This is a genomic window from Pseudomonas sp. SH10-3B, from assembly GCF_019891415.1.
Lineage (GTDB): Bacteria > Pseudomonadota > Gammaproteobacteria > Pseudomonadales > Pseudomonadaceae > Aquipseudomonas.
This window is the reverse complement of the sequence record NZ_JAFLXD010000063.1, coordinates 1-25,955: the sequence shown is the minus strand read 5'-3', so window position 1 is coordinate 25,955 and position 25,955 is coordinate 1. Positions and strand designations below refer to the sequence as shown.

The 25,955-nt window shown below is 59.5% G+C and carries 23 protein-coding genes and 1 pseudogene; 11 read left to right on the top strand and 13 right to left on the bottom strand.

What is annotated here, in order from left to right:
- Positions 1 to 43: 43 nt before the first annotated feature.
- Together J1G35_RS28295 and J1G35_RS28290 are read right to left on the bottom strand one after the other, a co-directional pair.
- Positions 44 to 1,357, bottom strand: a complete 1,314-nt coding sequence (locus J1G35_RS28295) for a dicarboxylate/amino acid:cation symporter (protein ID WP_053128678.1) — start codon at positions 1,355 to 1,357, stop codon at positions 44 to 46.
- Between the two features lie 43 nt (positions 1,358 to 1,400).
- Positions 1,401 to 2,483 carry a 4-oxalomesaconate tautomerase gene (locus J1G35_RS28290; RefSeq protein WP_053128679.1) on the bottom strand — a complete coding sequence of 361 codons (1,083 nt, stop codon included), beginning with the start codon at positions 2,481 to 2,483 and terminating at the stop codon, positions 1,401 to 1,403.
- Positions 2,484 to 2,648: 165 nt separating this feature from the next.
- Between J1G35_RS28290 and J1G35_RS28285 the strand changes: the two genes are divergently transcribed.
- On the top strand, positions 2,649 to 3,539 hold the full coding sequence (locus J1G35_RS28285) for a LysR family transcriptional regulator (protein WP_027605835.1): 891 nt from the start codon (positions 2,649 to 2,651) through the stop codon (positions 3,537 to 3,539).
- 22 nt (positions 3,540 to 3,561) lie between these two features.
- Here J1G35_RS28285 and J1G35_RS28280 read toward each other — a convergent pair whose 3' ends face one another.
- Positions 3,562 to 4,467, bottom strand: coding sequence for a LysR family transcriptional regulator (locus tag J1G35_RS28280; RefSeq protein WP_223016630.1), 906 nt, complete (start codon positions 4,465 to 4,467; stop codon positions 3,562 to 3,564).
- Positions 4,468 to 4,564: 97 nt separating this feature from the next.
- Here J1G35_RS28280 and J1G35_RS28275 point away from each other — a divergent pair, with 97 nt between their 5' ends.
- The 3 genes from J1G35_RS28275 (at position 4,565) to J1G35_RS28265 (ending at position 8,363) form a co-directional block, all read left to right on the top strand.
- The gene (locus J1G35_RS28275) at positions 4,565 to 5,356 is read left to right on the top strand and encodes an SDR family NAD(P)-dependent oxidoreductase (protein WP_223016629.1); all 792 of its coding nucleotides are present in this window, start codon (positions 4,565 to 4,567) and stop codon (positions 5,354 to 5,356) included.
- 169 nt (positions 5,357 to 5,525) lie between these two features.
- Positions 5,526 to 6,926 carry an aspartate aminotransferase family protein gene (locus tag J1G35_RS28270; RefSeq protein WP_223016628.1) on the top strand — a complete coding sequence of 467 codons (1,401 nt, stop codon included), beginning with the start codon at positions 5,526 to 5,528 and terminating at the stop codon, positions 6,924 to 6,926.
- Between the two features lie 69 nt (positions 6,927 to 6,995).
- Positions 6,996 to 8,363 carry a glutamine synthetase family protein gene (locus tag J1G35_RS28265; RefSeq protein ID WP_223016627.1) on the top strand — a complete coding sequence of 456 codons (1,368 nt, stop codon included), beginning with the start codon at positions 6,996 to 6,998 and terminating at the stop codon, positions 8,361 to 8,363.
- Between the two features lie 266 nt (positions 8,364 to 8,629).
- Here J1G35_RS28265 and J1G35_RS28260 read toward each other — a convergent pair whose 3' ends face one another.
- Positions 8,630 to 9,796, bottom strand: a complete 1,167-nt coding sequence (locus J1G35_RS28260) for a catalase family protein (RefSeq protein WP_223016626.1) — start codon at positions 9,794 to 9,796, stop codon at positions 8,630 to 8,632.
- On the bottom strand, positions 9,793 to 11,601 hold the full coding sequence (locus J1G35_RS28255) for a di-heme-cytochrome C peroxidase (RefSeq protein WP_223016625.1): 1,809 nt from the start codon (positions 11,599 to 11,601) through the stop codon (positions 9,793 to 9,795). The genes J1G35_RS28260 and J1G35_RS28255 overlap by 4 nt, the downstream gene beginning before the upstream one ends.
- 258 nt (positions 11,602 to 11,859) lie before the next feature.
- Here J1G35_RS28255 and J1G35_RS28250 point away from each other — a divergent pair, with 258 nt between their 5' ends.
- The 4 genes from J1G35_RS28250 (at position 11,860) to J1G35_RS28235 (ending at position 14,192) form a co-directional block, all read left to right on the top strand.
- Positions 11,860 to 12,591 (top strand): FKBP-type peptidyl-prolyl cis-trans isomerase, encoded by a 732-nt coding sequence (locus tag J1G35_RS28250; protein ID WP_053128690.1) that lies wholly within the window; start codon positions 11,860 to 11,862, stop codon positions 12,589 to 12,591.
- Positions 12,592 to 12,933: 342 nt separating this feature from the next.
- On the top strand, positions 12,934 to 13,389 hold the full coding sequence (locus J1G35_RS28245; protein WP_053128692.1) for a YkvA family protein: 456 nt from the start codon (positions 12,934 to 12,936) through the stop codon (positions 13,387 to 13,389).
- A 96-nt stretch (positions 13,390 to 13,485) separates the two neighbouring features.
- The gene (locus tag J1G35_RS28240) at positions 13,486 to 13,824 is read left to right on the top strand and encodes a helix-turn-helix transcriptional regulator (protein WP_053128694.1); all 339 of its coding nucleotides are present in this window, start codon (positions 13,486 to 13,488) and stop codon (positions 13,822 to 13,824) included.
- Positions 13,821 to 14,192 (top strand): hypothetical protein, encoded by a 372-nt coding sequence (locus J1G35_RS28235; protein ID WP_005786715.1) that lies wholly within the window; start codon positions 13,821 to 13,823, stop codon positions 14,190 to 14,192. The genes J1G35_RS28240 and J1G35_RS28235 overlap by 4 nt, the downstream gene beginning before the upstream one ends.
- Here the strand turns inward: J1G35_RS28235 and J1G35_RS28230 are convergent.
- On the bottom strand, positions 14,189 to 15,958 hold the full coding sequence (locus tag J1G35_RS28230; RefSeq protein WP_262417448.1) for a bifunctional diguanylate cyclase/phosphodiesterase: 1,770 nt from the start codon (positions 15,956 to 15,958) through the stop codon (positions 14,189 to 14,191). The two genes, J1G35_RS28235 and J1G35_RS28230, sit on opposite strands and share 4 nt — an antisense overlap.
- 118 nt (positions 15,959 to 16,076) lie before the next feature.
- Positions 16,077 to 18,158, bottom strand: coding sequence for a carboxy terminal-processing peptidase (locus J1G35_RS28225; RefSeq protein ID WP_172681443.1), 2,082 nt, complete (start codon positions 18,156 to 18,158; stop codon positions 16,077 to 16,079).
- 138 nt (positions 18,159 to 18,296) lie between these two features.
- Between J1G35_RS28225 and J1G35_RS28220 the strand changes: the two genes are divergently transcribed.
- Positions 18,297 to 19,262, top strand: a complete 966-nt coding sequence (locus tag J1G35_RS28220; RefSeq protein WP_223016623.1) for a zinc-binding dehydrogenase — start codon at positions 18,297 to 18,299, stop codon at positions 19,260 to 19,262.
- Positions 19,263 to 19,344: 82 nt separating this feature from the next.
- Here J1G35_RS28220 and J1G35_RS28215 read toward each other — a convergent pair whose 3' ends face one another.
- From J1G35_RS28215 to J1G35_RS28190, 6 genes are all read right to left on the bottom strand, one after another.
- A complete protein-coding gene (locus J1G35_RS28215) occupies positions 19,345 to 19,998 on the bottom strand; it encodes an HAD family hydrolase (protein WP_223016622.1) in 654 nt (217 codons plus the stop codon).
- Positions 19,999 to 20,028: 30 nt separating this feature from the next.
- Entirely contained in the window at positions 20,029 to 21,018 is a 990-nt protein-coding gene (locus J1G35_RS28210; protein ID WP_053128702.1) for an ABC transporter ATP-binding protein, read from the bottom strand.
- Positions 21,015 to 21,815: an ABC transporter permease gene (locus J1G35_RS28205; RefSeq protein ID WP_053128704.1), complete on the bottom strand. Its 801-nt coding sequence runs from the start codon at positions 21,813 to 21,815 to the stop codon at positions 21,015 to 21,017. Before J1G35_RS28205 ends, J1G35_RS28210 begins: the two co-directional genes overlap by 4 nt.
- Positions 21,802 to 22,638, bottom strand: coding sequence for an ABC transporter permease subunit (locus J1G35_RS28200; protein WP_223016631.1), 837 nt, complete (start codon positions 22,636 to 22,638; stop codon positions 21,802 to 21,804). Before J1G35_RS28200 ends, J1G35_RS28205 begins: the two co-directional genes overlap by 14 nt.
- 5 nt (positions 22,639 to 22,643) lie before the next feature.
- Complete coding sequence (locus tag J1G35_RS28195; RefSeq protein WP_223016621.1) at positions 22,644 to 23,450, bottom strand: alkaline phosphatase family protein; 807 nt, start codon at positions 23,448 to 23,450, stop codon at positions 22,644 to 22,646.
- A gap of 188 nt (positions 23,451 to 23,638) precedes the next feature.
- Positions 23,639 to 24,715 (bottom strand): ABC transporter substrate-binding protein, encoded by a 1,077-nt coding sequence (locus tag J1G35_RS28190; RefSeq protein WP_053128710.1) that lies wholly within the window; start codon positions 24,713 to 24,715, stop codon positions 23,639 to 23,641.
- Positions 24,716 to 25,062: 347 nt separating this feature from the next.
- On the opposite strand from J1G35_RS28190, the gene J1G35_RS28185 reads away from it, so the two are divergent.
- Both J1G35_RS28185 and J1G35_RS31105 read left to right on the top strand, forming a co-directional pair.
- Positions 25,063 to 25,776 carry a UTRA domain-containing protein gene (locus tag J1G35_RS28185; RefSeq protein WP_053128712.1) on the top strand — a complete coding sequence of 238 codons (714 nt, stop codon included), beginning with the start codon at positions 25,063 to 25,065 and terminating at the stop codon, positions 25,774 to 25,776.
- Positions 25,773 to 25,892 (top strand): annotated as a pseudogene (locus tag J1G35_RS31105) (outer membrane lipoprotein carrier protein LolA); the annotation flags it as partial. The gene J1G35_RS28185 and the pseudogene J1G35_RS31105, both read left to right, overlap by 4 nt.
- Positions 25,893 to 25,955 lie beyond the last annotated feature (63 nt).

Below are 25,955 nucleotides of genomic sequence, written 5' to 3'. Positions count from 1 at the left end.
GGGGGGGCAGTCAAGTCAGGGGGGAGGCGTTATCCGGTTTTCTCTAGACGCGTTTGGCGACCTTCAAGTCTTTCCAGGCGTTTCCCGGTGCCGCAGAAGATTTTGCGTCGAGCATCCGGTTCAGCGTTTCGCGGTGGCAGGCATTTTCAGACATCGAAATCACCACCGTCGCTACCGCGTTACTGGCCAGGCTGGTCAGGGCGCGGGCTTCAGACATGAAGCGGTCAACACCGATCAACAATGCCAGGCCGGCCAATGGGATGTCGTGAATGACCGTCAGGGTCGAGGCGAGCGCCACGAACCCGCTGCCAGTAACGCCGGCGGCACCTTTGGAGGACAGCAGCATGATCGCCAGCATGGTGATGATTTGCGTAAAGCTCAGGTCGATGTTGCAGGCCTGGGCAATGAAAATCGCCGCCAACGACAGGTAGATGGCCGTGCCGTCCAGGTTGAACGAGTAGCCGGTGGGCAGTACCAGGCCTACGACGCCTTTTTTGCAACCCAGTGCTTCGAGTTTCTCCAGCATGCGCGGCATCACAGGTTCCGTGGAAGAGGTGCCGAGTACCACCAGGAACTCTTCCCGAAAGTAGCGCAGCAGTTTCCACAGGCTGAAGCCGTTGGCGCGGCAAATGCTGCCCAGTACCACGAACACGAAAAAGCCGCAGGCGATATACAAGGTCATGATCAACTTCGCCAGCGAACCCAGCGAGGTGATGCCGTACTGGCCGACAGTGAACGCCAAAGCCCCAAAAGCGCCGACCGGTGCGAAACGCATCAGGTAAGAAAAGATCTTGAAGACCATTTGCGAGGCGGATTCGAGCACGTCGAGTACCGGTTTGCCACGCTCGCCCAGCGACGACAAGGCAAAGCCGGACAACACCGCGATAAACAGCACCGGCAACACTTCACCTTTACTGAAGGCGCCGATAAACGTCTCGGGAATGATGTGCATGAAAAACTCCACAACCCCAAGCTTTGCGGCCGACTCCGTGTACTGGGCCAATCCTTTGGTGCTCAGTTGGTTGGGATCAATGTTCATGCCGGCGCCCGGCTGGAATACGTACACCGCGACCAGGCCAATCACCAGGCTGATCACTGTCAGGACGAAGAACAGCAGCATGGTTTTGCCGAGCAGGCGTCCGAGCGAGCGCTTGTCGCTCATCCCGGCGATGCCGGTGACGATGGTGCAGAACACCACGGGCGCAATCATCATCTTGATAAGTTTGATGAACGCGTCACCCAGCGGTTTGAGTGCAATGGCCTGCTGGGCCCAGAAATGCCCGACCACGATGCCCAGCACCACGGCGCAGAGAATCTGGAAGTAGAGCGATTTAACAACTTTCATGGCATCACCCATTTTTAGAATTGTGCGGATGCAAAAATGCCAACGACCGCCGGAATTATCCGGCGAGGCGCTGAGAGTCAGTGGCGTAGACGTAACCGGAAAAAAGCCTGCGCGCGGTGCGTACGACGGACGCCTGAATTGTCTCACCGTTGACGCCGGTGTAGGACAATACGACATCAATTCCGCCGCTCGGGTGTTCGATACGCACTGCTTCAAGGCGCGGCGTACTGATCCCGCCGAGCATCTGCGCGACGATGCTGCCTTCTATCACGCACGCGGTAGCTAAACCAATCGAGCCCGTGATGGCCAGCGCGCGGTGGCAGCTGTGCGGCATGAAATAGCGAACCTGAATCGTACCGCCGGCCTTTGCAGGCGATACCAGGACCGGTTTGGGAATCACCTTGTTGCTGACATCGCCTAAGCCCATGGCCAGGCCGGCCTGAAGCCGCAGTGTCTCAAGGCGTCGCAGGAATTCTTTATCGGCGTCCAGTTCCGCCGGGCTCTCATCGCCGCGCTTGCCCAGTTGGCTGGCTTCGACGAGCACCATGGGCATCGCCATGTCGATACAGGTCACCGCAATGCCATCGATGACGTCTTGCGTGTTGCCGGTGGGAAAGAGTTTGCCAGTCTTGCTGCCGGCTGCATCCAGGAAGGTCAATTGCACCGGCGCCGCGGTACCGGGCACGCCATCAATGGCGGTATCGCCCTCATAGCTGACTTTGCCGTCCGGTGTGTACACCTCGGAATGGATGAACGTGCCGGTGTTTACGTTGCGAATACGTACGCGGGTGCGCTCTTGGGTGGCTTTGACCAGACCTTGTTCAATGGCGAACGGGCCAACCGCGCACAGCATGTTGCCGCAGTTGGGGGCGCTGTCGACCCTGCGTTGTGAAACCATCACTTGAACGAACAAGTAATCAACGTCCGCATCCGGGTGCAGCGAAGGGCTGACAATCGCAACCTTGCTGGTTTGCGGGCTGCCACCGCCGATGCCGTCGATCTCCAGTTCATGACCGGAGCCCATCAGGTTGAGTAGCAGTTCGTCACGGGCCTCAACGGCTGCGGGCAAGTCCCAGTCGAGAAAAACCGGACCTTTGGAGGTGCCGCCGCGCATCAGCACACAGGGAATTCTTTGCATGATACTGACTCTTGTTGATCAATTGATGTAATTGATGTTCTTGGAGCAAGAGTCTCAAGCTTTAAAAAATGTTTCAAATGCAAAAATTGACGACATTGTTGCGTTTTACGAATGATAAATTTACGCTGAATTTCCTTTTGACGCCCCCTGCTGATGAGATAAGACATGGAATATGAGCTGAACGACATTCGATCATTCGTGAAAATCGCCGAACTTGGGAGCTTTCACGAAGCAGCTGATGCCTTGCACCTGTCTCAACCTGCACTCAGTCGTCGGATAAAAAAACTGGAAGAGGGGTTGGGCACCTCATTGCTTGATCGCACCACGCGCAAGGTCAGCCTCACGAGCGTCGGCCGTGACTTTCTTCCAAAGGCACGTCGGTTGCTGGATGACTTCGATGAGTCGATTCTCAATATCCGCGAATTGGCCGAACGCCAGATTGGTCGGGTAACCCTGGCGTGTATCCCTACTGCAGCTTTCTATTTCTTGCCGTCAGTCATTCGCCTGTATAACGAGCGCTACCCCAAAATCCGCATCCGCCTGCTGGATTTAAGTGCCAATGAGGGGCTTGAAGCGGTACTGCGCGGGGAAGCCGACTTCGGTATCAATATGATGAGTGGGCAGCATCCGGACATTGAGTTCGTTCCATTGGTCAGCGAACCTTTTGTATTGGCGTGCCGGCGTGATCATGAATTGGCCGGACGCAGTTCGGTCACCTGGTCAGAATTGAGCGATTACCGTCTTATCGGGGTAGGGCGCCTGAGCGGGAACCGGATGCTGCTCGATCACGCGTTGTCTGGCTTGAGTTGGCGGCCGCAATGGTTCTACGAAGTCCAGCACCTCTCTACTTCGCTGGGGCTGGTGGAGGCCGGGCTGGGGGTTTCGGCGATGCCGAGCCTGGCCATGCCGGCGGAAGATCATCCCACCTTGGTCAGCGTCCCGTTGATCGAGCCCGTGGTGAACCGCTCATTGGGGCTGGTCTACCGCCGCGGGGCATCGCTCTCGCCGGCGGCGGAAAAATTCGTCTCGATACTGCTTGAACAATGGCCGCAATGATCCATACGGCGAGTATTTTTTCTCAAACACGACGCGGCTCGCCCTCGGCAATCTTGCGCATCAGGCTCAGGTAGCGACTCGCTGCCAGCCCCAGAGGGCGGTTCTTTACCCAGATGATATCGACCCATAACCGCATCTGACTTGGCATGTAGTCAAACACCACCTCCGTCAATGCACCCGCAGTGATCAAGGGTTGTACCAGCGGTTGTGGAAGATAAGCCCAACCCAATCCTTGCTGCACCAGGTCCAGCGTTGCCAGGTAATTGTCGCTGTGCCAAATGCGCCGTGACAGCACAACACGTGGATCAGAGTCGCTAGGTCCTCCAGTAGCCACGATGATCTGCCGAACGTTGACCAGTTGCTCTTCACTTAAAGGGCGTTTCTTGCCGGCGGCCGCAGGATGATCAGGAGAGGCAACGGCCACCAGCAACTGGCTTCCCGCCTCAAGAAACGTCTCCCGCTCGTCGAGCCCTGGTCGTTCAAATCCAAGTGCCAATTGCACACGTCCCTCATGGAGCATGCGCATCGCCTCCGGATGGGACGCGGAGCGAATCTCGATTTCAAGCGTGGGGAACTCGCTGGCGATAATGGACAGCGGACGATTCCATACACCTGTTTGCAACTCCGGCGCCATCGCCAGGACCAGGCGCTCCTCCAACCCTTGATGAAGCTGGAGCGCATGGGCGTCCAGCAGGTTTAACTGGCTGGCGACCTGTCGTGCCTGGGGCTCAAGTGCTTTGGCGGCGGCCGTAGGAATGGCTTTGCGGGTTGATCGGTCAAAAAGCAATAAATCCAGCTCTGCTTCAAGCTGCGACACCGCCATGTTGATGGCCGAGGGTACCCGGCCCAATTTGCGTGCGGCGGCAGAAAAGGAGCCGCTGTCGACAACCGCAAGGAAAACTTTCAGTGACTCACTGGTAAACGCCATGGTGGTTGTCAGATTTTCTGATGATGATCGTCTTTATTTATCAGATTTATTAGCCTAATTTCCACTTCTATTACAAATTAAGTACGTGGGGAACACCATGTTAAATACTGATTTGAGGGGGCAAGTGGCACTTATCAGTGGTGCCGGAAGTGAAGCGGGTATTGGTATGGCGATCGCACGCAGGCTGGGTGCAGCGGGCGCGAGATTGATCATCACCGCTAGCAGCAACCGCATCGAGGATCGAGTTAAAGAGCTACTCGCAGAAGGGTTTGAAGTTGAGGGCCGGGCAACTGATCTCACCGATGAAAGTCAGGTGCGTGAATTCGGCCTATGGGCCGCGTCAGTCTGGGGGCGGGTCGATATTCTGGTGAACAATGCCGGTATGGCCATGCAAGGAAGCCCGGAAGTTTTCTCGGAATTGGCAACGATGGAACTGCATGAGTGGAATCTTTCACTGGCCAGAAACTTAACGACCGCTTTTCTTCTGACACGGGCCGTTTTGCCCGGTATGAGGGCGAGAAGTTACGGGCGCATTGTCAATATCAGTTCCACCACGGGCACCCGGGGGAGCAATCCGGGGGAAGCCGCTTATAGCGCCGCCAAGGCAGCGATGGTGGGCATGAACATGGGACTGGCGCTGGAAGTCGCCAAGCAGGGGATTACCGTCAACAGCGTGGCTCCCGGCTGGATCACCACGGGCTCAACCACGCCCGTTGAAGCCGAGGCGGGGCGCTTCACCCCGATTGGGCGCGCCGGCAGCCCCCGCGAAGTGGCGGCGGCGGTTGCATTTCTGGCATCGCCTGACGCCAGTTACATCACTGGGGAAGTCCTCGTGGTGGATGGCGGGAACTGTCTGGTCGAGAACAAAGCCCCTCACGGCGAGTATTAAGTTTGAATACGCTCCAGCGCGCTCAATCCACGATATTGGGCGGGGGGCTATAACCGAGATTTATAAAAGCGCGATGTATCAAAGAACAGTTGAGTTCTTTGAGCCGTATCCGGCTGTCATTCAGCAACGGACTTTTAATTAATTTGATAATTAACATAGGGTATTGATCATGTCGAAAAGTGGAATTAGTGAATCAGCGATTGCTGCTTTTACCGCCTCCGAGCGTGCCCGGTTTATAGAAAACAACCCAACTTCACTGGCGCTGGCCGAGCGCGCCAAGGCGAATCTGTTCAACGGTGTGCCCATGCACTGGATGAGCGACTGGTCGATGCCTTCGCCGCTCTTCGTCCAGCGTGCAAAAGGGGCGCGCTTCACCGACGTTGACGGGCATGAATACATAGACTTTTGCCTTGGCGACACCGGCACGATGTTTGGCCATTCACCTGATCCTATTGTCCGCGCCATCACCGAGCAGGCGAATAATGGCTTGACCACGATGCTGCCGGGCGAAGACGCGGTGGTCTGCGGCGAGTTGCTGGCTCAGCGATTCGAGCTGCCTTACTGGCAAGTGACCGCCAATGCGACTGACGCCAACCGGTATGTGCTGCGCTGGGCGCGCGCTATCACCCGGCGCAACGTCTTGCTGGTGTTCGATGGCTGCTACCACGGCACCGTGGATGACGTGATGGTGCGCTACCGCGACGGCAAAACAGTGCACCGTTCAGGTCTTGTGGGCCAAGCCTACGACTTGAGCCAATACAGTCGATCCATCCCCTTCAACGATGTCGCCGCACTGGAGGCGGCGTTAGCCCAGGGCGATGTGTGCGCGCTGATGTGCGAGCCGGCGATGACGAACATTGGCATGGTCCTGCCGGATCCGGGGTTCATGCAAAAGTGCCGAGAGCTGACCCTTAAATATGGCAGCCTGTTGGTCATTGATGAGACCCACACTATTTCCACCGGCCTCGGTGGATGCACTCGCCAGTGGGATTTGAAACCCGACTTTTTCGTGGTGGGTAAACCCATCGCAGGTGGCGTGCCTTGCGCGGTGTTTGGCGTTAGCGAGTCAGTCGCCTCGGCCATGCGCGACGTCCAGAAGACCATCAGCGAGGAGAGCGGCGGGCATGGCCACAGTGGCATGGGCACGACGCTGTCCGCCAATGCCCTGGCGATGCGTTGCATGCGCGTCAGTCTCGAAGAGGTCATGACAGCGTCTGCGTACGAGCACATGCTGCCCCTGGCCTCAAGGCTGGCCCAGGGATTTCGGGAGTTGTTCAAGCGGCACCAACTGAACTGGTCTGTCACAGAGTTGGGCGCGCGTTGTGAGTTTCAATTCTGTGCTACCTCGCCAAGAACAGGCGCGCAAGCCGAGGCGGCTTTTCATGACAGCCTTCAAATGGCGCTGCATCTTTATCTCATCAACCGCGGAATCCTGATCACGCCTTTTCACAACATGACCCTGTGCTGTCCGCAAACAAGTGATGCGGATATCGACCGGCTGATCGCAGAGTTGGATAACGCGCTGACCACCCTGCTTGCCCTACCTGGCGCGCGGGTTATCGCTTCATAACTGCACGTCTGAAAACGCCATTGTTCTTAAATACTGCCAGTCGCTTGAATAAGCGCTAAGAGGTTTGACATGCAATTTGCGGATAAAAAAGAGGCCGTAGATTATCTGGCCGCCCACCCTGAAGTGCGGAGCATCGAGTTGTTCCTTATCGACGCGAATGGCGTTCCACGGGGCAAACTGTTGCATCGCGACGAACTGCTGGCGATCTACGAAAATGGTCGGCCACTGCCAAGTTCCATTCTCGCCTTGACCGTGCAGGGTGAAGACGTAGAAGACACAGGCTTGGTCTGGGATGTGGCTGACGCCGATTGTTGGACATACCCCTTGGCGGGAAGCCTGACCTTGCAACCCTGGCGCACCAACCCCACCGGTCAAGTGCAGGTGAGCATGCACCCGACCCAAGGGATTCCCGCCGCACCGGCGGACCCGCGCCACGTACTGGTGAACACCATCGAGCGGCTGAAAGCCGATGGATTCCATCCGGTCATGGCCGTTGAGTTGGAGTTCTACCTGCTGGACCGACAACGCGACGTCAACGGTCGGCCGCAGCCGGCGTTGCAGACCAATGGCGTACGCCCTGTTGCTCCACAGGTCTATGGCGTATACGAGCTGGAACAGCTGCAACCGTTTCTTGATGACCTCTACGCGGCGTGCGCGCTGCAGGGGTTGCCGGTACGTACGGCGATATCCGAGTACGCGCCAGGCCAGGTCGAGTTGACGCTGGAGCATCGTTTCGACGCACTCCAGGCCATTGATGAAGGCGTACGTTACAAACGCCTGGTCAAGGGGGTGGCCAACAAACATGGGCTGCAAGCGTGCTTCATGGCCAAGCCTTTCAGCGATCAGGCCGGCAGCGGTTTGCACCTGCACGTCAGCCTGGCCGACGAGCACGGGAATAACCTGTATGCGAGCGAAGACCCACAGGGTACGCCATTGTTACGGCACTCCATCGGCGGGATGATGGAGACCTTGTTTGACTCGCTGGCGATATTTTGCCCCCATGCCAATTCATATCGACGCTTCCAGACCGGTAGTTACGCGCCGCTGGCTAAAAGTTGGGGCGTCAACAACCGTACGGTGTCGTTCCGCGTGCCCGGCGGCCCTGCCATCAGTCGGCACATCGAACACCGCATTTGCGGTGCTGATGCCAACCCCTATCTCGCCGCTGCCGCGTTACTGGCGGGTATTCACCACGGCATCACTCATCAAAGCGATCCCGGCGCGGCGATTGTGGGGAATGGCTATGAGCAGGCGACCGATTTTCTACCCACCGACTGGCTGACAGCGTTGCACGCACTGCAACGTTCAACCTGGGCACGTGAGGCGCTGGGCGCTGAATTCCTGAAGGTGTTCCTGGCGATCAAGTGGCGCGAGTTCCGTCAATTCAATGCTGAAGTCGGAGAGCAGGACTGGCGCTGGTACCTCACTCACGCATGAATGTCGACCCGTCAGGACGCCTTGAAACGGACCGCTGAGGCAACCTGACCTTTTTCTTGCGTGGCTGGCGCGTGGCCAAGTGCTCGAAGCAAAAAGAGGCGGTGCCGAACACGGCGATTAGGGTCAGTACGATCATGCCTAGGGTTGAGCTTTCCACGATGGGCGTCCTACGTGATGGAGTAGGCGTCCACGGTAGAGTGACGGCGAAAGCGCCTCAATAGACCCGACGCAATCCTTACGACGCCGGGCCCATTGTTACGCACTCTTTACGGGGTGTTGCGGCTGTGACGGTAATCGCTGACCGCTTCGTACACCGCTTTGCGCAAGCGATTGATGCCGCCGATGGGGCGATGCTCGGCGACGCCGAACCACGGGTTGAACGACTGGTTGTCACACGCCAGGTTCTGTTCGGGTGTATCGAAGTCCTGAGCCGGGATTCGCACCTTGGCCACGCTCTCGTAGGGCGCATCGCTTTCTTTCCACTCGATGCTGGTGTCTTCGATCGGCATGAATTTCTGCGGGTTCTGCCGCTGGATCTGCAACACGAAACACGCCGGTACGCGGTCGGTGGACAACTGCTGGCTCAAGGCGCTGCGCAGGAAGTTCGGCAGGTCCTGGTTCTGTTTGGGCAGGACGTATTCCGGGCAGCTCTGCGGGTCTGGCTCCACGCGGAACTTTGCATTCGCCGCGCCGAACTTGTAGGGCGAGACCGAGAAATACGTCGTTTGCGTCGGGCTCGCCGGGGCTGGTGCCAGGGTTGCCAGGGCGATAAATAGATGACGCACCTGCCAGCTGCGCGGGTCGGCCTTGGGAAAGAACGCCAGGACTTTCTTGCCATCCGCTTGGGCGCCGATGTTCTGCGCGTACTCCGCCACATCGCTGACAAAGAAATTCGGGTGGCTGAACATCACGAAGTCCTGTTCCGTGCGGGTCTGCTGGTCGGCCAGCAGTTGTTTGCCCGGCACGTCCAACAGCTTGAGCGCCATGCCCCGGGCATCGCGAATGCTGTCGAACTGCGGGTAGGCGTTGCCGTTGGACAACCGCATCATGGCTTGCCAGGTCTTGCCCGGTTCGGCGAACACGCCCTGGCGCAACGCCGGGTCGAGATCCGCCAGTACGCTGACTTCGGCCTTCACGCAGCCATGGGCCTTGGCATGGGCATCGCGCAGGTAGCGCGTGCCTTCGCGATGTTGGTCAACGATGCGTACTGCCGTCTGGATGATGCCTTGGGTCATGGCCGCTTCACCTGCGGGGATCTGCTCATTGGGCGACACCGCGCCGCTGTGCTGCCAGGCAAACCACGCCGTGCCCGCCAGCCAGCCAAGCAGGCCCAGGCCCACCAGCCACAACAGGGTCTTGCCGAGAAACGCGCCGATGCGCAGCCACAGGCGGGCGAGCAGGGAAGGTTGGTCGTATCGAGATCGGATCATCATGGCAGTTGTTGCTCCAGCGGGCCGCCCAGCACTTTGAGGTATTCCAGCAGTGCCCAGCGTTCCTGCGGCTGCAAGCTACGGCCGATGACGCCATTGCCCAGCTTGCCGGCACGGAATTCGTGGCCGCTGTTGTGGTTGCCGGTGAGTTTGGTATCGAACAGGAAGGCATTCTTGAACGCTGCGGTCTCAAAGCCCAGGTGACGCGGATCGTAGTTGAAGGTGCCTTTATAGAAAGTGGTGCTGCGCTCGTCCTGGGGCGACAGCAACTGGTAGATCGTCGGCACCGAGCCGTTGTGCAGGAACGGCGGGGTGGCCCACACGCCGGCCAGCGGGCGGGCCTTGTAGGCGCGCAACTCGCGCACGCCAATGGGCAGGCCGTAGCCATCCAGGCGCGGGCGCTCGGCCGGGGTCACGCCGGCGGCGCGGTAGGCGTGGTCTTCGACGAAAGCAGTGACGTAGGCCAGGCCCTTGGCCACGGACATTTTTTTCAGGTCCAGCGGCTCGGTGGGGGTGGGGTGCAGTTCGACATTGAGCTTGGCCAGCTCCGCCGGGTCCCACTGCAGGGCGCTGAGGTCATAACGCTGGTCGGCAATATTGCTGGCGGTGCCGGGATCGGTGCCGATGTATTCCACCGGCAGCATTTTCAACTGCTGCACAGGGCGGCCATTTTCCTGGGTGACGGTGGGCACATGGCAGCCAGCGCAGTTCTCGGCAAACAGCGCACGGCCTTGGGCGGCGAGGGGCTTGTCGAGGGTGCCGAACAAGTCCTCGGGCCAGGTCGGCGGTTTGAGGCGTTGCAGGGTTTCTTCGATCAGGTTGAGGTCACGCACCCTGACGCTCGACGGGTAGCGCGCATCGCCCTGAAGCGGTTGGCCGGCGGCGTCGAAAAAGCTCAGCGTTGCGCCTACACCGAGGGCTTCACCAATATTGCGCGCCATGGGTTGCTGGGCCGAGCCGTTCCATTGCACCCAGTCGAAGGTCCAGATGTCCCACAACTGCGGGTAGTCCACCGGCGCATTGGCGACGCGGTAGTTGTCCGGCGAAATAGCATCGCCAAAGCTGGCATTGGCGATTCGGCCAAAGGCGTCGGTGCGGCCCGGGCCTTCTTCGGTGGGGTAGAGGCCGCGGTGGGTGTCGTTCCAGGCGACCTTGAGGAACTGGTTCAGCGACTGTTTGAAGTCCTCGCGCAACTGGCTGTGCTCGGCGTCGTAACGGTCGCCCAGCACCTGGCGGGCGAATCGCTCGAATTTCCACGGGTTGTAATAGGTCGCGGCAAGGCTGGCGACCAGGGCCTGGCCGAAGCTGCCACCGCGTAGGGTCGGTACGCTGGAAGGCAGCACGTGCTGTGCCGAACCGCCATCGATGCGCAGGGCCTGGCCCTTGAAGTGCAACTCGCCGGTATGGCAGGCGGCGCAGGTGATATCCAGGTACTCGACGTTGCTGCCGACGTTTTTATGTCGGGCGAAGCCCACGGGCAGGTTGCCGGGGTTTTGTGCGGTGGGCATCTGTTTGGGATCGACCAGGAACCCGAAGCGCGCCAGGTACTCAGGGGTCGCAAAGCGCTGTTCGGAGAACGGCAGTTCCAGGGCGGTGAACCAGTTGTAGTGCAGGCCTTTTACTTGGGTGCCCTGGGGCGTGAAGTAATAGGTCTGGCGGTCGGCGGCACTCCATTGGTCCTGGTAGTGCACCTGCTCCACGGGCACGTAGTCGGGCAGCTTGGGGTTGACGGTGTAGTACAGCACCACGGCCAGGATCAGGCCCAGCGCGATGAGTATCAGCAGTAAAACACGGGAAAAAATGCGCAAGATGGCTATCCTTGTCTCGGCCTTGTCGAGGGGTCACGCTGTTATGCCACTACGCCACGGGTGCGGCAAGTGGCCATGAGCCTGATGAGAGGCGGTCCCGCGATCCGTCGCGGGCTCCCATAATGAATGAAAATGCTTTTAAACACGTGAACTTATCAGAAGTTTCCTGCTCAGATGCCGGTAGCCATTGGTCGTGGCCGCCTGATAAGCTCGCGACTTTATTCGAATGCCCTTTTGGCGCATGAACAAGGAAATAGCATGAAACAGCATCGGTTGGCGGCGGCGGTGGCCCTGGTTAGCCTGGTACTTGCGGGTTGTGATTCGCAGACCAGCGTAGAGCTGAAAACCCCGGCGCAGAAAGCTTCCTACGGCATCGGCCTGAACATGGGCAAAAGCCTTGCTCAGGAAGGCATGGATGACCTGGACTCCAAAGCGGTAGCCCAGGGCATCGAAGATGCCGTCGGCAAGAAAGAGCAGAAGCTCAAAGACGACGAACTGGTTGAAGCGTTTGCCGCACTGCAAAAACGTGCTGAAGAACGCATGACCAAAATGAGCGAAGAGTCGGCAGCCGCCGGCAAGAAATTCCTCGAAGACAACGCCAAGAAAGACGGCGTAGTCACCACCGCTTCCGGTCTGCAGTACAAGATCACCAAGAAAGCCGACGGCCCACAGCCTAAGCCGACTGACGTGGTGACTGTTCACTACACCGGCAAGCTCACCAACGGCACCACCTTTGACAGCTCCGTGGATCGCGGCAGCCCGATTGACCTGCCGGTCAGCGGCGTGATTCCAGGTTGGGTCGAAGGCCTGCAACTGATGCACGTTGGCGAGAAGGTCGAGCTTTACATCCCGTCCGACCTGGCCTACGGCGCACAGAGCCCGAGCCCGGCAATCCCAGCCAACTCCGTGCTGGTATTCGACCTGGAACTGCTGGCCATCAAGGACCCAGCCAAGGCTGAAGCCCCTGACGCACCTGCCGCCAAGAAGTAATCGGCGCTTGAGCACACAACGCCCCGTCTAGACGGGGCGTTGTTGTTTCTGCGACTTGCGCGGATCCAATGGTGGGTGGCGGCAGGTCCCACCGTCGCGCCTGTGTACATCCAAGCGAACGTCGGCAGCTTGTCACAGTCTGATATAAGACCCGCTGACGGGTAGCCTTACGCAAGCGCCAAGTCAATGAAATCTTGGGTTTTTTTGATGTGCGCAAAAAACGCCCGATCTGACTGAAAGCCTTGTAAACCGTGGCTTTCAGCCGGTAAAACAGGCTCTGTTCACAAGGTTATCCACAATTTGTGTGGATAACCTTTCTGTTTGATGGAACTGGAGTGACAGATGAAACCACCGTTCAATTTCACCCGTTTCCTGCCCATGGCTGCACGCTTGCTGGGCCGTGGACGGTTGCCGACCTTGCTGTTCGCTGTCGCTGCCAAGGGCTCCAGCCAGGGCAACCGCCTGGGCAAGCTCAAGGATGATCTCAAGTTGCTTCAATCCCTGTGCCTGGCCTACTGGCGTGGCGAGTACCGGGCGATCAGCCCCAAGGCGCTGATCTCTGTCGTGGCGGGACTGATGTACTTCCTTAGCCCGATTGACGCGATCCCGGACTTTATCCCGATGTTCGGCATGCTGGACGACATCGCCGTACTGGCGTGGGTCATGAAGACCCTGGAGGGCGAACTGAGCGCCTTTCGCGCCTGGCGTGACGCGCAGCGCCCGGAAAAACTCGCGGTGGTTGAGCGTTTGCCTGCGACCCCGGCCTTGCTGTCCAAGGAAAACCCGCAAAAAAACTGATGACGCGGCTATCCCCCTGCGACCTTTGTGGCTGTTAGGATTACACTCCTAAGGAAAGAGCTTACTAAGTAAGTGCAGTTATCCTACGGGGCGGTCATGGATATTCAGATAATTTCACGCAATGGCGAGCCCGAGTACGCGGTGTTGCCATGGGATCAGTACCAGGCGCTGCTAAAAGCCGCCGGTCAGCAACAGCCTTCACCGACGCCTTCTCCTACTGCCCAAGCCGCGCCTGACCAGGATTTGCGCCCGCTCGCAGACCTGCGCGGCTTGCGTGAAGCCAAGGGCCTGGCGATTGAGGCGTTGGCCCGCACCGTGGGCATCAGCCCCTCGTATCTAGGATTGATCGAAAGTGGTGAACGCCAGCCGGATGCCGCGATCCGCCGCAGCCTGGCCTGGGAATTGGGCGTTGCAGGTTGGAGGGATGAATCTTGAGCCTACGTATCAGTCGTCAACACTGGGATGGGTTACTTAATGAACTGGACCAGGCGCGCCGCCAGCGCCATCTGCTGACTTACCGAGCGCTGCTGGAGCGCCTGCAATTTCCGACGCCGGCGATGCAAACCCTGGCCGCTGCCCTGGAGCACCTGGCGGCGCTGGACGCCAAGGCCGAGCAACCGTTGCGCAGCTCCCTGGTGATCAGCCAGGGCGCCAGTCGCCTGCCGCGTACCGGGTTTTTTGAATGCGTGGAGCGCCTGGGGCGTTTCAGCGGGCCGTCCGATGGTGTGGCCGCCGCCTCCTGGCATGCCTCGGAAGTGGTGCGGGTGTTCGAATACGAGTATCCGGAGTCTGCCGAGGCTTAAAGCGTCTGGGGCAACATGTCCATGCTGTCGATCACATGGATGCTGTAGCCCGCCATGTCCTTGGCATGGTGCTTGGCCTGCGAGGCCAATTCCGCCAGTTGGCTGGCATCGAGTTGTCCACAGGCCTGTGGATACAAATGCACCACCCCAATCGACAGTGACAGCAACGCAAACTCCTGGCGTACGCCCTGGCGGTTCAGTGCCACAAAGCAGCCAGCGTCGAGGTGCTCGGCGCGGTAGAAGCGCCGGCACTGGGTGTGGAAATCGTCCAGCAACTGGTTGAGCCGCTTGCGCCAATCCTGTGGCCCCAACACCAGCAAAAAGTCATCGCCACCGATATGCCCGACGAAGTCGCGACTGGGGTCGACCCGGTCGTTCAGGCACTGCGCCAGGCACAGCAACACTTCATCCCCACGTCCGTAGCCGTAGATGTCGTTGAACGGTTTGAAGCTGTCGATATCCACGTAGCAGATCACTGACTCCCGCTGTTGCTGCAGCAGGCGCGTCAGGCACTGCTGGATCGGCACGTTGCCGGGCAGCAGGGTCAGCGGGTTGGCATAGCGCGCCTGCTGGATTTTCAGTTCGGTGATCAACTTGAGCACATCGATCACCCGGCCCAGGCCAAGGTAGTCGCCATTGAGCGTGATGATGAAGTCTTCTTCGATGCGTTGCCGCGCGCGGCTGGTCAGCAGGCGGCTGACCTGTTGCAGCGACTGGCTCAACTCCACCGCCAGAAAATCCGTACTCATGAGTCGGCTGATGGGCTTGCGCGCAAACAGGTCGGTGGCAAACGGCTTGAGCAGCGCATCCGACAGAGAATGCCGGTGCACGATACCCACCGGGTGGCCGCGCCCGTCCAGCACCGCCAGGGAGTTGAGGTTGGCCTGGCGACGGAACGCCTCCAGCACTTGGGCGGTGGCGGTGTCCTGATCGACCGCCGGTTGCTCGTTGAGCAGGGCGCTGAGGTCGCCGGCTTCTTCGCTGAGGGCCACATTGGCCTGGTCGGGCTTGGGCAGCATTTGGCGCGCTTCCTGTGGCGGTTGCTCCTGTGGACGGCAAAGCAGGTAACCCTGGACCAGGTCGACGCCCATTTCGGTCAATACCGCCAGCTCTTCTGGCAATTCGATGCCCTCGGCAATCACCTGGGCCCGTGAGGCCCTGGCGATTTGCAGGATAGAACCGACAAACTCGCGCTTGAGTGCGTCCTGATGAATACCGTCGATAAAGTGCCGGTCGATCTTCACGTAATCCGGGCGCAGTTCCGACCACAGGCGCAGGCTGGAATAACCGGCGCCCAAGTCATCCAGGGCAATCGAAAAGCCCATGTTGCGGTAATGGTGCAGGGCGGTTTGCAGCAGGTCGAAATCGTCGGTGGGGGTCTGCTCGGTGAGTTCGATCACCACCTGGCTCGGCGGGATCCCGAAGTCGCGCAGCAATTGCAGGGTGCGGCCCGGTTGATGCGCGGTCTCCATCAAGGATTCCGGCGAGACATTCAGGAACAGCTTGCCCGGCAGCTTTTGCTCGCTGAAGCGTCGGCACGCGCTTTCGCGACAGGCCATTTCCAGCTCACTGAGGCGCCCGGCATGGCGGGCCACGGAAAACAGGGCGATGGGGGAGTGCAGCGGGCTGTTGGAGGGGCCGCGGCTGAGGGCTTCGTAGCCGAGGATGCGCCGTTCTGACAGACAGATGATCGGTTGGAACAGACTGTGCAAACTGCCTTGAGCCAGGATAGAGCCCAATGCGTTCAGCTGTTCGGTCATAGTCATGGCGATCTCGATCGAAAAAAAAGGACCGCAGGCGTTACGCCAACGGTCCTTCATTTCACGACAGAATGATGTCTATATGATGACACTCCGAGGAGCGATCACATTAAATCGCCATCATTTACTGCTTGGCCACCTGTTTGGTGATTTTCAGGTAGTCCAGCAGGATCCTGCCTGTCTCGGCCAGGTAAGCGTCGTCTTCCGGCTTGGTTTTATCCGCCTCGGTCGGCAGCGCATCTTCGTCTTCTTTCTTCAGCTCCTTGAGTGGATCTTCACCCTTGGCCTTGCGGCGGATGTTTTCCAGTACGAGTTGCTTGTTTTCGATGTCGCTGTGCTGCGCACGACGGTCCACTTCATTGAGGCTGACGGTTTTTTCTTCCATCAACTTCTTGGCCAGGGCCAGCTTGTCGCGGATGAATACGAACTCGGCATCCTTGGCGGAACGGGTATCGTGGTCAGCCTTCAACTGCGCCAGGAACGGCTTGAACGGGTCCGAGGCCGGCTTGATCGCAGGACGGATGGTGTCCCACGGCATGGCTTCCGGCAGGGCGCTTTCGCCGATTTCCTTGGTGTCGATAACCGATGGGAAATCGATGTCCGGCAGTACGCCCTGGTGCTGGGTGCTCTGCCCGGAAACCCGGTAGAACTTGGCCAGCGTCAGTTTGAGCTCGCCATGGTTCAGTGGCTGGATGGTCTGCACGGTGCCTTTGCCGAAGGTCTGGCCGCCGATAATCAGCGCGCGGTGGTAGTCCTGCATGGCGCCGGCGAAAATCTCCGAAGCCGAGGCTGAGAGGCGGTTGACCAGCAACGCCATCGGGCCTTTGTAGAAGGCACCTGGGTTCTCGTCCTCGAGCACGTCGACACGGCCGTCAGCATTGCGTACCAGCACGGTCGGACCCTTGTCGATAAACAGGCTGGTCAGCTCGGTGGCTTCCTGCAGGGAACCGCCGCCGTTGTTGCGCAGGTCGATGACCACGCCGTCGACTTTTTCCTTCTGCAGCTCGGTAAGGATTTTCTTCACGTCACGGGTGGTGGACTTGTAGTCCGGGTCGCCGGCACGGAAGGCCTTGAAGTCCAGGTAGAAGGCCGGGATTTCAATCACGCCCAGCTTGTAGTCCTTGCCATCCTGCTTGAGGTTGAGGACTTTCTTCTGCACAGCCTGGTCTTCGAGCTTCACCGCTTCACGGGTGATGGACACGATCTTGCTGGTCTGGTCGTTCGGTGCATTGGTGTGCGGAATCACTTCCAGGCGCACCACGCTGCCTTTCGGCCCACGGATCAGCTTGACCACTTCGTCCAAGCGCCAGCCGACTACATCGACCATCTCTTTGTCGGCCTGGGCCACACCGATGATCTTGTCGGCAGGCGCAACCTGTTTGGTCTTGTCTGCCGGACCGGCCGGCACCAGACGCACGATCTTCACTTGGTCATTGTCGCTTTGAAGGACGGCACCGATGCCTTCCAACGACAGACTCATGTTGATATCGAAGTTTTCCGCGTTATCTGGCGACAGATAATTGGTGTGCGGATCGTAGGACATCGCGAAGGTGTTGATGTAGGCCTGGAAGATATCTTCGGCACGGGTCTGGTCCAGACGTGCCAGCTGATTCTTATAGCGCTTGGTCAACAGCTCCTGGATAGCCTTGGGCTCTTTGCCGGCGATCTTCAGGCGCAGCACTTCGTCCTTGACGCGTTTGCGCCACAGGTCGTCGAGGGCCGCGGTGCTGGTCAGCCAAGGCGCGTCCTTGCGGTCCACCAGAAGGGTTTCCTTCTGGGTGAAGTCGAGCTTGTCGACGCCTTTGTCCAATTCACCCAAGGCGAAGTCCAGACGCGCTTTGACGCGGTCCAGGTAACGCTTGTAGATGGTGAAGCCGGGCTGCAGGTCGCCGCTCTTGAGGAAGTCGTCGAACTGCGTCTTCCACTTGTCGAACTCAGCGATATCGCTGGCCAGGAAGTAGCTGCGCGACGGATCCAGCAGCTTGAGATAGCTGTCGTAGATGATCACCGAGCGCGCGTCGTCCAGCGGCGGCTTGCTGTAGTGATGACGCTTGAGCAACTCGACGACGTTAAGGCTGGCAATCACCTCATCGCGGTCCGGCTGAAGGTTGTCCCAGCTGTTGGCTGCGAGCGTATTGGTCGACATCGACGCGAAGCCGATACCAATGAAAAGAGCGAGGGCGGTGCTGGGGAACAGATGCTTCATGCTGATTCGACGCGGGGGCAATTGATAACGCATATTAGGCCGTCTTTGAAGTTGCCGGTTCCATAGGGGCCGGTCGCATAATGCAAAAAGCCCGGCGCTACTGCTACGGGCTCAGTCCAGACTCACTATGGAGGCACTGTGAAAGCATTGCAAGGCGTTGAAGGTCATGTGGAGTGGTTGGACGAACCAAGTCCTACATGTGATGTAGGCCAAGTTCGCATTCGCGTGGCGGCTGCGGGCCTAAATCGCGCCGATTTATTACAGCGTGCCGGGCTCTATCCTCCACCGCCTGGCGCCAGTGCTGTGCTCGGCTTGGAGTGTTCCGGGGTGATCAGCGAAGTGGGCCCAGGCGCGTCGTCCTGGCAAGTGGGCGATCGCGTCTGTGCGCTGCTGGCTGGCGGCGGCATGGCCGAAGAAGTGGTGGTGGATGCACGGCATGTGTTGCCGGTACCGGAAGGTGTGTCGCTGCTCGAAGCGGCGGCGTTGCCGGAGGTGTACAGCACGGCGTGGCTCAACCTGTTCCAGTTGGCGGGCCTCAAGCCCGGTGAAAAGGTCTTGCTGCACGCCGGCGCCAGTGGCGTTGGCTCGGCGGCAATCCAGCTGTGCAAGGCCTTTGGCAGCCCGTGCTGGGTCAGCGTCGGCTCGGCGCAGCGCCTGGCCTACTGTGAAGATTTGGGCGCCCAGGGCGGCGTAGTACGTACCGACGGTATCGAAGGCCTGCGGGATTTCGGGCCATTCGATGTGATCCTCGACCCGGTCGGCGGCGATTATGCTGCGCTGGACCTCAAGCTGCTGGCGCTGGACGGTCGCTGGGTGCTGATTGGCTTGATGGGCGGCCGCGAGGCGCAACTGGACCTGGCCCAGGTACTGGGCAAGCGTATTCAGTTGTTGGGCTCGACCCTGCGCAGCCGTAACGATCAGTTCAAGGCAGACCTGTTCAGCGACCTGAGCCAGCATGTATGGCCGTTGTTCGCCGAAGGGCGTCTGAGCCCGCAATTGGCCAAGACGTTTCCGATCAAGGATGCCGAGGCGGCGTTTGCGGAGCTGGCGACTAACCAGATTGCCGGGAAGTTGGTGTTGGTGATTGACGAAAGCCTGACCTGATCCCGGATTGGAATAGGGTCGATGTGGGAGGGTGCAAGTCGAATCGTCGCACCGCCCCTCCCACATTTGAATCTCGGTTGAATCAGACCCAGTTATGTATAGGCCAGCCAGCCTGTTTAGCATGCTCGCGCAATACCGGATCCGGATTCACCACCTGTGGGTGATCGACCTTCAACAGCAACGGCAAGTCATTGCGCGAATCCGAATAGAAGTACGCACCGTCCAGCGTCTCGCCTTCCTGCTCCAACCATTCCAGCAAGCGTGTGATCTTGCCTTCGCGATAGGTCAGTACACCCACGGTACGGCCGCTGTACACGCCATGACTCACTTCCAGTTCAATCCCCAGCACCTCATCAATGCCGATACGCGCCGCAATCGGTTTCACCAGGTGAGTACCCGAGGCGGAAATCACCAGGATCCGGTCGCCATTCGCCCGATGGCGGGCGATGGTCTTGGTGGCGTCGCTGTAGATCAGCGGCTCAATCACGTCCTCGACCCACGGTTCCACCAGGTGATCGATTTCCTCCGGGGTGCGGCCGATCATCGGTTCCAGGCTGAAGTCCATGAAGTCCTCCATGGCCAGCTCGCCCCGGCTGTAGGCGTCCATCAGCTCGTTGTTCCTGCGCATGAACGACTCCGGGTCGACCCAGCCCAGGCGACCCATCTGTTCACTCCAGAGGGTGGCGCAGTCGCCATGGATCAGGGTGTCGTCCAAATCAAAAATTACCAATGCCATCCGTCACGCTCTCTCAAAATTTACTGCTGCTCAGGCTACTTCACACAGCGCACTGGGGTCGATGGAAAGTGCCAGGCGCTGGCCGTCCGGGTGCAGATCGTCCGCCGAGCGGTTGAGCACGTCCACCACCAATTCCACGCCACGGGCTTCGATGCGGTAGCGGATCACGTTGCCCAGCAGGCTGTGGCTGCGCACCAGCGCGTCGAGTTCGCCACTGCGGCTCAGTTCGATGGCCTCCGGGCGAATCGCGATGCGCCCGCTGATCGGGCGTTGCAGCAGTTGGCTGGCCTTGTCGGCATCCAGCAGGTTGTAGTTGCCGATGAAACCGGCAGCGAATACATCCACCGGTGCGGTGTAGAGGGTCTCGGCATCGCCGCTTTGCACGATCTTGCCCTGGTTCATCAGGAAGATGCGGTCCGACATGGTCAGGGCTTCTTCCTGGTCGTGGGTCACGAAGATCGTGGTCAGGCCCAGTTCGCGCTGGATCTGGCGGATCTGTTCGCGCAGGTGCTTGCGAATCCGTGCATCCAGCGCCGACAGCGGCTCATCCAGCAGCAACAGGCGTGGGCGGGTGACCAGTGAGCGGGCCAGGGCCACACGCTGGCACTGGCCGCCGGACATCTGGTGCGGGTAGCGGCTGGCCAGGTCCTTGAGTTCCACCAGTTGCAGCACTTCCTGCACGCGCTTGTGGCTGTCATCGGCGTTGACCTTTTGCATGCGCAGGCCGAAGGCGACGTTCTGTTCCACGGTCATGTTGGGGAACAGCGCGTAGCTCTGGAACACCATGCCGATGTTGCGTTTCTGTGGGCTCAGCGGAACGATGTCCTGGCCGTCCAGCAGGATTTTTCCGCTGTCCACCGAGGTCAGGCCGGCGATGCAGCGCAGCAGGGTGGACTTGCCGCAGCCGGAGGGGCCGAGCAGGGTGACGAACTCGCCCTTGGCGACTTCGCAGTTGATATCACTGAACACCGGGGTCCCGGCGTAGCCTTTTTGCAGGTGTTGGACGCTGACGAAGCTCATTGGCTTTTGTCCTTGTTCAAGATATTGGCGGCCCAGGTCAGCACCAGCACAAAGAAGAAATAGGAAATCACGACGGCACTGGTGAAGTGGCCGCTGCTGTTGCGCATGTTGTTCAGGTACACCTGCAGGGTCTCGTAGCGGGTACCCACGAGGATATTGGCGAACACGAATTCACCGAACAGGAACGAGAACGACAGCAGCAGCGCCACCATCAAACCTTTGCGCAGGTTGGGCAGCACTACGAAGATCGCGGCTTGCCAGGTGCTGGCGCCGAGCAGTTGCGAGGCGTCCATCAGGTCGCGCAGGTTGATGGCTTGCAGGTTGTTGGTGATCGCGCGGTACATGAACGGCAGCGCCACGGTGAAGTAGCAGCCGATCAGGATCCACGGCGTACCCACCATCGCAAACGGCCCGGAGCCGTACAGTTGCAGCAGGCCCACCGACGACACCACCGGCGGCACCGCGAAGGGCAGCAGGATCAGGATGTTCATCAAGGCGTCGAGCTTGGGAAAGTGGTAATGCACCACGAACAGCAGCGGCAGGATTAACACCACCGACAGGATCAACGCGCCCACGCACACCAGCAATGACTGCCCGAAGGCCATCAGGAAGCGTGGGTCGCTCCACAGTTGCACGTACCACTTCACGGTGAAACCGGCGGGCAGGATGGTCGCCGACCAACTGCTGGCAATGGAGTAGACAAAGGTGCCGATCAGCGGCAGCACCAGGATCGCGAACAACAGGTACACCACCACGCGGTGGTAGAGGGAGGCCGGGCCGGCTTCAGCGCGAGACATGGTAGCTCCTCTTGAGCAGCAGTTGATGGACCACGGTGACCAGGGTCATCAGCGCCACCAGCACCACGGCCAGGGCGCTGGCCATGTTCGGGTCGAGGGATACATCCCCCGAGACCAGGCCGGCGATGCGGATCGGCAGCACGTTGAAGTTACCGGTGGTCAAGGCGTAGACCGTCGCGTAGGCACCCAGGGCGTTGGCCAGCAGAATCACGAACGTGCCGAGCAGCGCCGGCGTGAGTACCGGCAGGCCGATATGCCGCCAGAACTGCCAGCCATTGGCGCCGAGCAGGGCGGCTGACTCACGCCAGTCTTCACGCAGTGCGTCGAAGGCTGGGTAGAGCAGCAGCACGCCGAGGGGAATCTGGAAGTAGGTATAGAGAATGATCAAGCCGGTCTTGGAATACAGGTTGAAGTCCTGAATGATCCCGGCCTGCTTGAGCATGATGGTGATGCTGCCGTTGAACCCCAGCAGGATGATGAACGCGAAGGCCAGGGGCACGCCGGCAAAGTTGCTGGTCATGTTGGCGAAGGCGGTGACGAAGTTGCGCAGCGGCGAATCCACCCGGCGCAGCGAGTAGCTGCCCAGCGTAGCGATGATGATGCCGAAGATGCTGGAGTAAAAACTGATCTCCAGGCTGAACTGGATGGCTTGCAGGTAGAACTTCGAACTGAAGATACGCGTGAAGTTGTCCAGCCCCCATCCGCTTTCTTCGGTTTGCAGGCTATTGATCAGCACCCAGACCAGCGGGGCGATCTCGAACACGATAAAGAACAGCGCGAAGGGCACCAGGCATAGCAAGGCCAGCCATTTGCCGCGAGTCATGGCATTCACTTCAACAGCTCCCGGCATACAGGTTTGTCGTGGGGCACGCCCAGCAGTTCGCAGACCGTGCCGCACAGCTCGGTTTGTTTCGGTGCGGCTTTGGCGTCCAGGCTGAAGGCATCGCCGAGGACGAACAGCGGCACTTCGCGTTCTTCCGGCAGCAGGCCGTTGTGGGAGCGGTCGTTGTTCATGCCGTGGTCGGCGGTTACGAGCACCTGGTAACCGGCATCGAGCCAGGTTTGCAGGTAGTCGGCCAGGATGATGTCGGCCGAGCGTGCACTGTTGCGGTACTGCGGCGTGTCGAGGCCGTGCTTGTGGCCGGCGTCGTCGATGTTCATCGGGTGCACCACCATAAAGTCCGGCGCGTGCTTGAGCCGCAGGCTTTCGGCGTCGGCGAACAGGTGGGAATCCGGGTAGTGGTCATTCCAGTAGAAATGCCCGTGCTGGATCGCCAGCGCCTTGTCGTCGGTATGACGATCCCGGGCGGCGAGAAAGGGCGTGCGGTTATACAACTCGCTGACCCAATGGTAAGCCGCCGCCGCCGTGGTAAGACCAGCGTCGGTGGCGTAATGGAAAATGCTGCGCTGGTTGGACAGGCGTGAGACCTGGTTGTGCACGATACCGCTGTGGATCGGTGGCACACCGGTGAGGATGCATTCATACAGCGGGCGGGACAGGGCGGGCAGTTCACATTCCAGTTTGTAGAGGGCGGCGCGTCCTGCGCCAACATAAGCCTGCAAGTGCCCCATGGCGTGTCGGGCAACCTCGAAGTTCAGGCCGTCGAGCACGACAAGGATGACTGGGTGCTTCATGGGGGGCGACGCTCCGCAATGATTGACTTGGCTCAATTCCTCTGGAGGAACGGGGTCAAAAATGTGGGAGGGGGCTTGCCCCCGATAGCGGTGTGTCATTCAACGGATTTGTTAGCTGATCCACCGTCATCGGGGGCAAGCCCCCTCCCACATTGGATCTCCACTGGAGCTCCAATGTGGGATAAACCTTACTTCATCTCTACGATGACCTGCTCGTTCCACAACTGTGGCAGCTTCTTGGAAGTCGCTTCCCAGGCATCGGCATCCTTGATCGGCTGCGGGTTGGCCTTGGTATACTGCTCGCCCGGGATCAGGTTCTTGGCGATATCAGCCGGCAGTTTCAGGTCGGTTTCAGCGCGGATCGGACGTGCATTGCCACGCGCCAGGTTGAGTTGGCCGGCGTCGCTGAAGATGTATTCGCGGGTCAGCTTGGCGGCGTTCGGGTGCTTGGCGTATTTGTTGATGATGGTGGTGTAGCCGGATTTCACCGAGCCATCCGATGGGATCAGCACCACGTAGTCATCCGGGTTGGCCATCTTGGCTTTGTAGCTCAGGCCGTTGAAGTCCCAGACGATCCCCACTTCGACTTCGCCTTTTTCCATGGTGGCGATGGTCGGGTTGGACAGGCCGAGACGACCTTGCTGGGCGATCTTGGTGAAGAATTGCAGGCCGGGGGCGATGTTCTTTTCATCGCCTTTATTGGCGATGGCAGCGGCGAGTACGGCGTTGGAGGCCTGGGCCGCAGTGCTCACGTCACCCACCGAAACTTTGTATTTGCCGGTTTGCAGGTCAGCCCAACTGGTAGGGACTTCGGAACCGTGCAGCAGCTTCTTGTTGACGATAAACGCGATGGTGCCGGTGTAGGCCAGGGCCCAGTGACCGTCCTTGTCTTTTGCCCAATCCGGCACCGAAGCCCAGGTCGACGGTTTATACGGCTGGGTGACTTCCTGCTTCACCGCGATCGGGCCGAAGGCGGCACCGACGTCGCCGATGTCTGCGCTGGCGTTGTCTTTTTCGGCTTTGAACTTGGCGATTTCCTGGGCCGAGCTCATGTCGGTGTCCATGTGCTTGAGGCCGTAGGTCTTGGCCAGGTCTTCCCAGGTGCCTTTCCAGTTGGCCCAGTCATCGGGCATGCCGACGCTGTTGACGGCGCCTTCCGCTTTCGCGGCGGCTTCCAGAGTTTTCAAATCGGTATCAGCGGCCATGGCGGCGGTGCACATGGCAATGGTCGAGCCTAACAGTGATGCCAGGAAAAGCTGTTTCATCCGAAGCTCCTTTGGGCGTTTTCAACGCGGCGGTTTTTTCTGCGGTGTTGTTGGTCTAGGTCAGAGCAATACCTGAGCCAATCTAGACGCGATGGATGACAGTTTCATGTCGATGTCGTTTTTAACGCCTCGATGTCGCTCAGCGCAGACTTAGCGTAGACCATGCCCAAGTGCCCGTAGAGACTGGACTTGGCCGGTGTATTGCAGGGAGTGGTGCAGGGACTCGACACGGGCTGTCATCTGTCGGTCATCAGGAGTGCCTAGGCTGGCAAGCAGTCGCGCAAGCCTATTTACACAGCGGTTTGTGCACCTGAACAGTGCTGGTCTAGTCCAGATAGGTAACGTTGATGCGTGATGAGGCAATCAAGGCGGTGACATCCATCGGCCTGGCGCTGCAAGAGCAGATCGACCACGGCCTGTTGCCGCCTGCAAGCAAGCTGCCCGCCGAGCGCAAGCTCAGCGAGTTGTTTGGTACCACTCGAATTACGGTGCGGGAAGCCTTGTTACAACTGGAGGCCCAAGGGCAGATTTATCGCGAGGAGCGTCGTGGCTGGTTTGTCTCGCCGCCTCGGCTGGCCTACAACCTGATGCAGCGCAGCCACTTTCACGCCATGGTCAACGACCAGGGGCGGGTGGCATCTACCGAAGTGATCAGTGCGCGGCTGCAGCCGGCCTCGGCCGCAGTGTGTGCGTGGTTGCAGTTGCCGGCGTTGTCCAGCGTGATCCAGATCTGCCGGGGTCGGCGGATTGACGGGCGGCTGGTGTTGTATGTGGAGCACTACCTGAACCCGCAGTATTTTCCGGGGATTCTTGAGTGCGACCTGAATCAGTCGATGACCGAGTTGTATGCGCGCAAGTACGACTTACACTACGGGCGGGTGCGCTTCGAGATCGTGCCGACCTCATTGCCGGTGGAAGCGGCGGCGGCATTGCGCGTGTCGGTGGGCAGCCCGGGCTTGCGGATCGCCCGGGTCAATTATGACCAGCACCAGCGCTTGATCGACTGCGACCTGGAGTTCTGGCGGCATGATGCCATTCATGTCGGCGTCGATGTGGTGTGATCGGGGGGCTTCCTGTAGGAGCGAGCTTGCTCGCGAAAGATGTCAACGATGACGCTGGAGGCCGGGCTCCCCGCAACGCCCTCAAGTTTTTCGCGAGCAAGCTCGCTCCTACAGTGAGTGCACCGTGAGTGCCTTGATCACCTGGTCCACATTGGTTTCCAACTCCGATACCGGGTCCG

Excerpts from the sequence above, each read along its gene's own strand:
- J1G35_RS28230 (WP_262417448.1), bottom strand. The coding sequence starts at position 15,958 with ATGACTATGACCGAACAGCTGAACGCATTGGGCTCTATCCTGGCTCAA.
- J1G35_RS28215 (WP_223016622.1), bottom strand. The coding sequence starts at position 19,998 with ATGGCATTGGTAATTTTTGATTTGGACGACACCCTGATCCATGGCGAC.
- J1G35_RS28250 (WP_053128690.1), top strand. The coding sequence starts at position 11,860 with ATGAAACAGCATCGGTTGGCGGCGGCGGTGGCCCTGGTTAGCCTGGTA.
- J1G35_RS28225 (WP_172681443.1), bottom strand. The coding sequence starts at position 18,158 with ATGAAGCATCTGTTCCCCAGCACCGCCCTCGCTCTTTTCATTGGTATC.
- J1G35_RS28245 (WP_053128692.1), top strand. The coding sequence starts at position 12,934 with ATGAAACCACCGTTCAATTTCACCCGTTTCCTGCCCATGGCTGCACGC.
- J1G35_RS28190 (WP_053128710.1), bottom strand. The coding sequence starts at position 24,715 with ATGAAACAGCTTTTCCTGGCATCACTGTTAGGCTCGACCATTGCCATG.
- J1G35_RS28195 (WP_223016621.1), bottom strand. The coding sequence starts at position 23,450 with ATGAAGCACCCAGTCATCCTTGTCGTGCTCGACGGCCTGAACTTCGAG.
- J1G35_RS28290 (WP_053128679.1), bottom strand. The coding sequence starts at position 2,483 with ATGCAAAGAATTCCCTGTGTGCTGATGCGCGGCGGCACCTCCAAAGGT.
- J1G35_RS28295 (WP_053128678.1), bottom strand. The coding sequence starts at position 1,357 with ATGGGTGATGCCATGAAAGTTGTTAAATCGCTCTACTTCCAGATTCTC.
- J1G35_RS28240 (WP_053128694.1), top strand. The coding sequence starts at position 13,486 with ATGGATATTCAGATAATTTCACGCAATGGCGAGCCCGAGTACGCGGTG.
- J1G35_RS28280 (WP_223016630.1), bottom strand. The coding sequence starts at position 4,467 with ATGGCGTTTACCAGTGAGTCACTGAAAGTTTTCCTTGCGGTTGTCGAC.
- J1G35_RS28270 (WP_223016628.1), top strand. The coding sequence starts at position 5,526 with ATGTCGAAAAGTGGAATTAGTGAATCAGCGATTGCTGCTTTTACCGCC.
- J1G35_RS28205 (WP_053128704.1), bottom strand. The coding sequence starts at position 21,815 with ATGTCTCGCGCTGAAGCCGGCCCGGCCTCCCTCTACCACCGCGTGGTG.
- J1G35_RS28285 (WP_027605835.1), top strand. The coding sequence starts at position 2,649 with ATGGAATATGAGCTGAACGACATTCGATCATTCGTGAAAATCGCCGAA.
- J1G35_RS28275 (WP_223016629.1), top strand. The coding sequence starts at position 4,565 with ATGTTAAATACTGATTTGAGGGGGCAAGTGGCACTTATCAGTGGTGCC.
- J1G35_RS28210 (WP_053128702.1), bottom strand. The coding sequence starts at position 21,018 with ATGAGCTTCGTCAGCGTCCAACACCTGCAAAAAGGCTACGCCGGGACC.
- J1G35_RS28260 (WP_223016626.1), bottom strand. The coding sequence starts at position 9,796 with ATGATGATCCGATCTCGATACGACCAACCTTCCCTGCTCGCCCGCCTG.
- J1G35_RS28265 (WP_223016627.1), top strand. The coding sequence starts at position 6,996 with ATGCAATTTGCGGATAAAAAAGAGGCCGTAGATTATCTGGCCGCCCAC.
- J1G35_RS28200 (WP_223016631.1), bottom strand. The coding sequence starts at position 22,638 with ATGACTCGCGGCAAATGGCTGGCCTTGCTATGCCTGGTGCCCTTCGCG.
- J1G35_RS28185 (WP_053128712.1), top strand. The coding sequence starts at position 25,063 with ATGCGTGATGAGGCAATCAAGGCGGTGACATCCATCGGCCTGGCGCTG.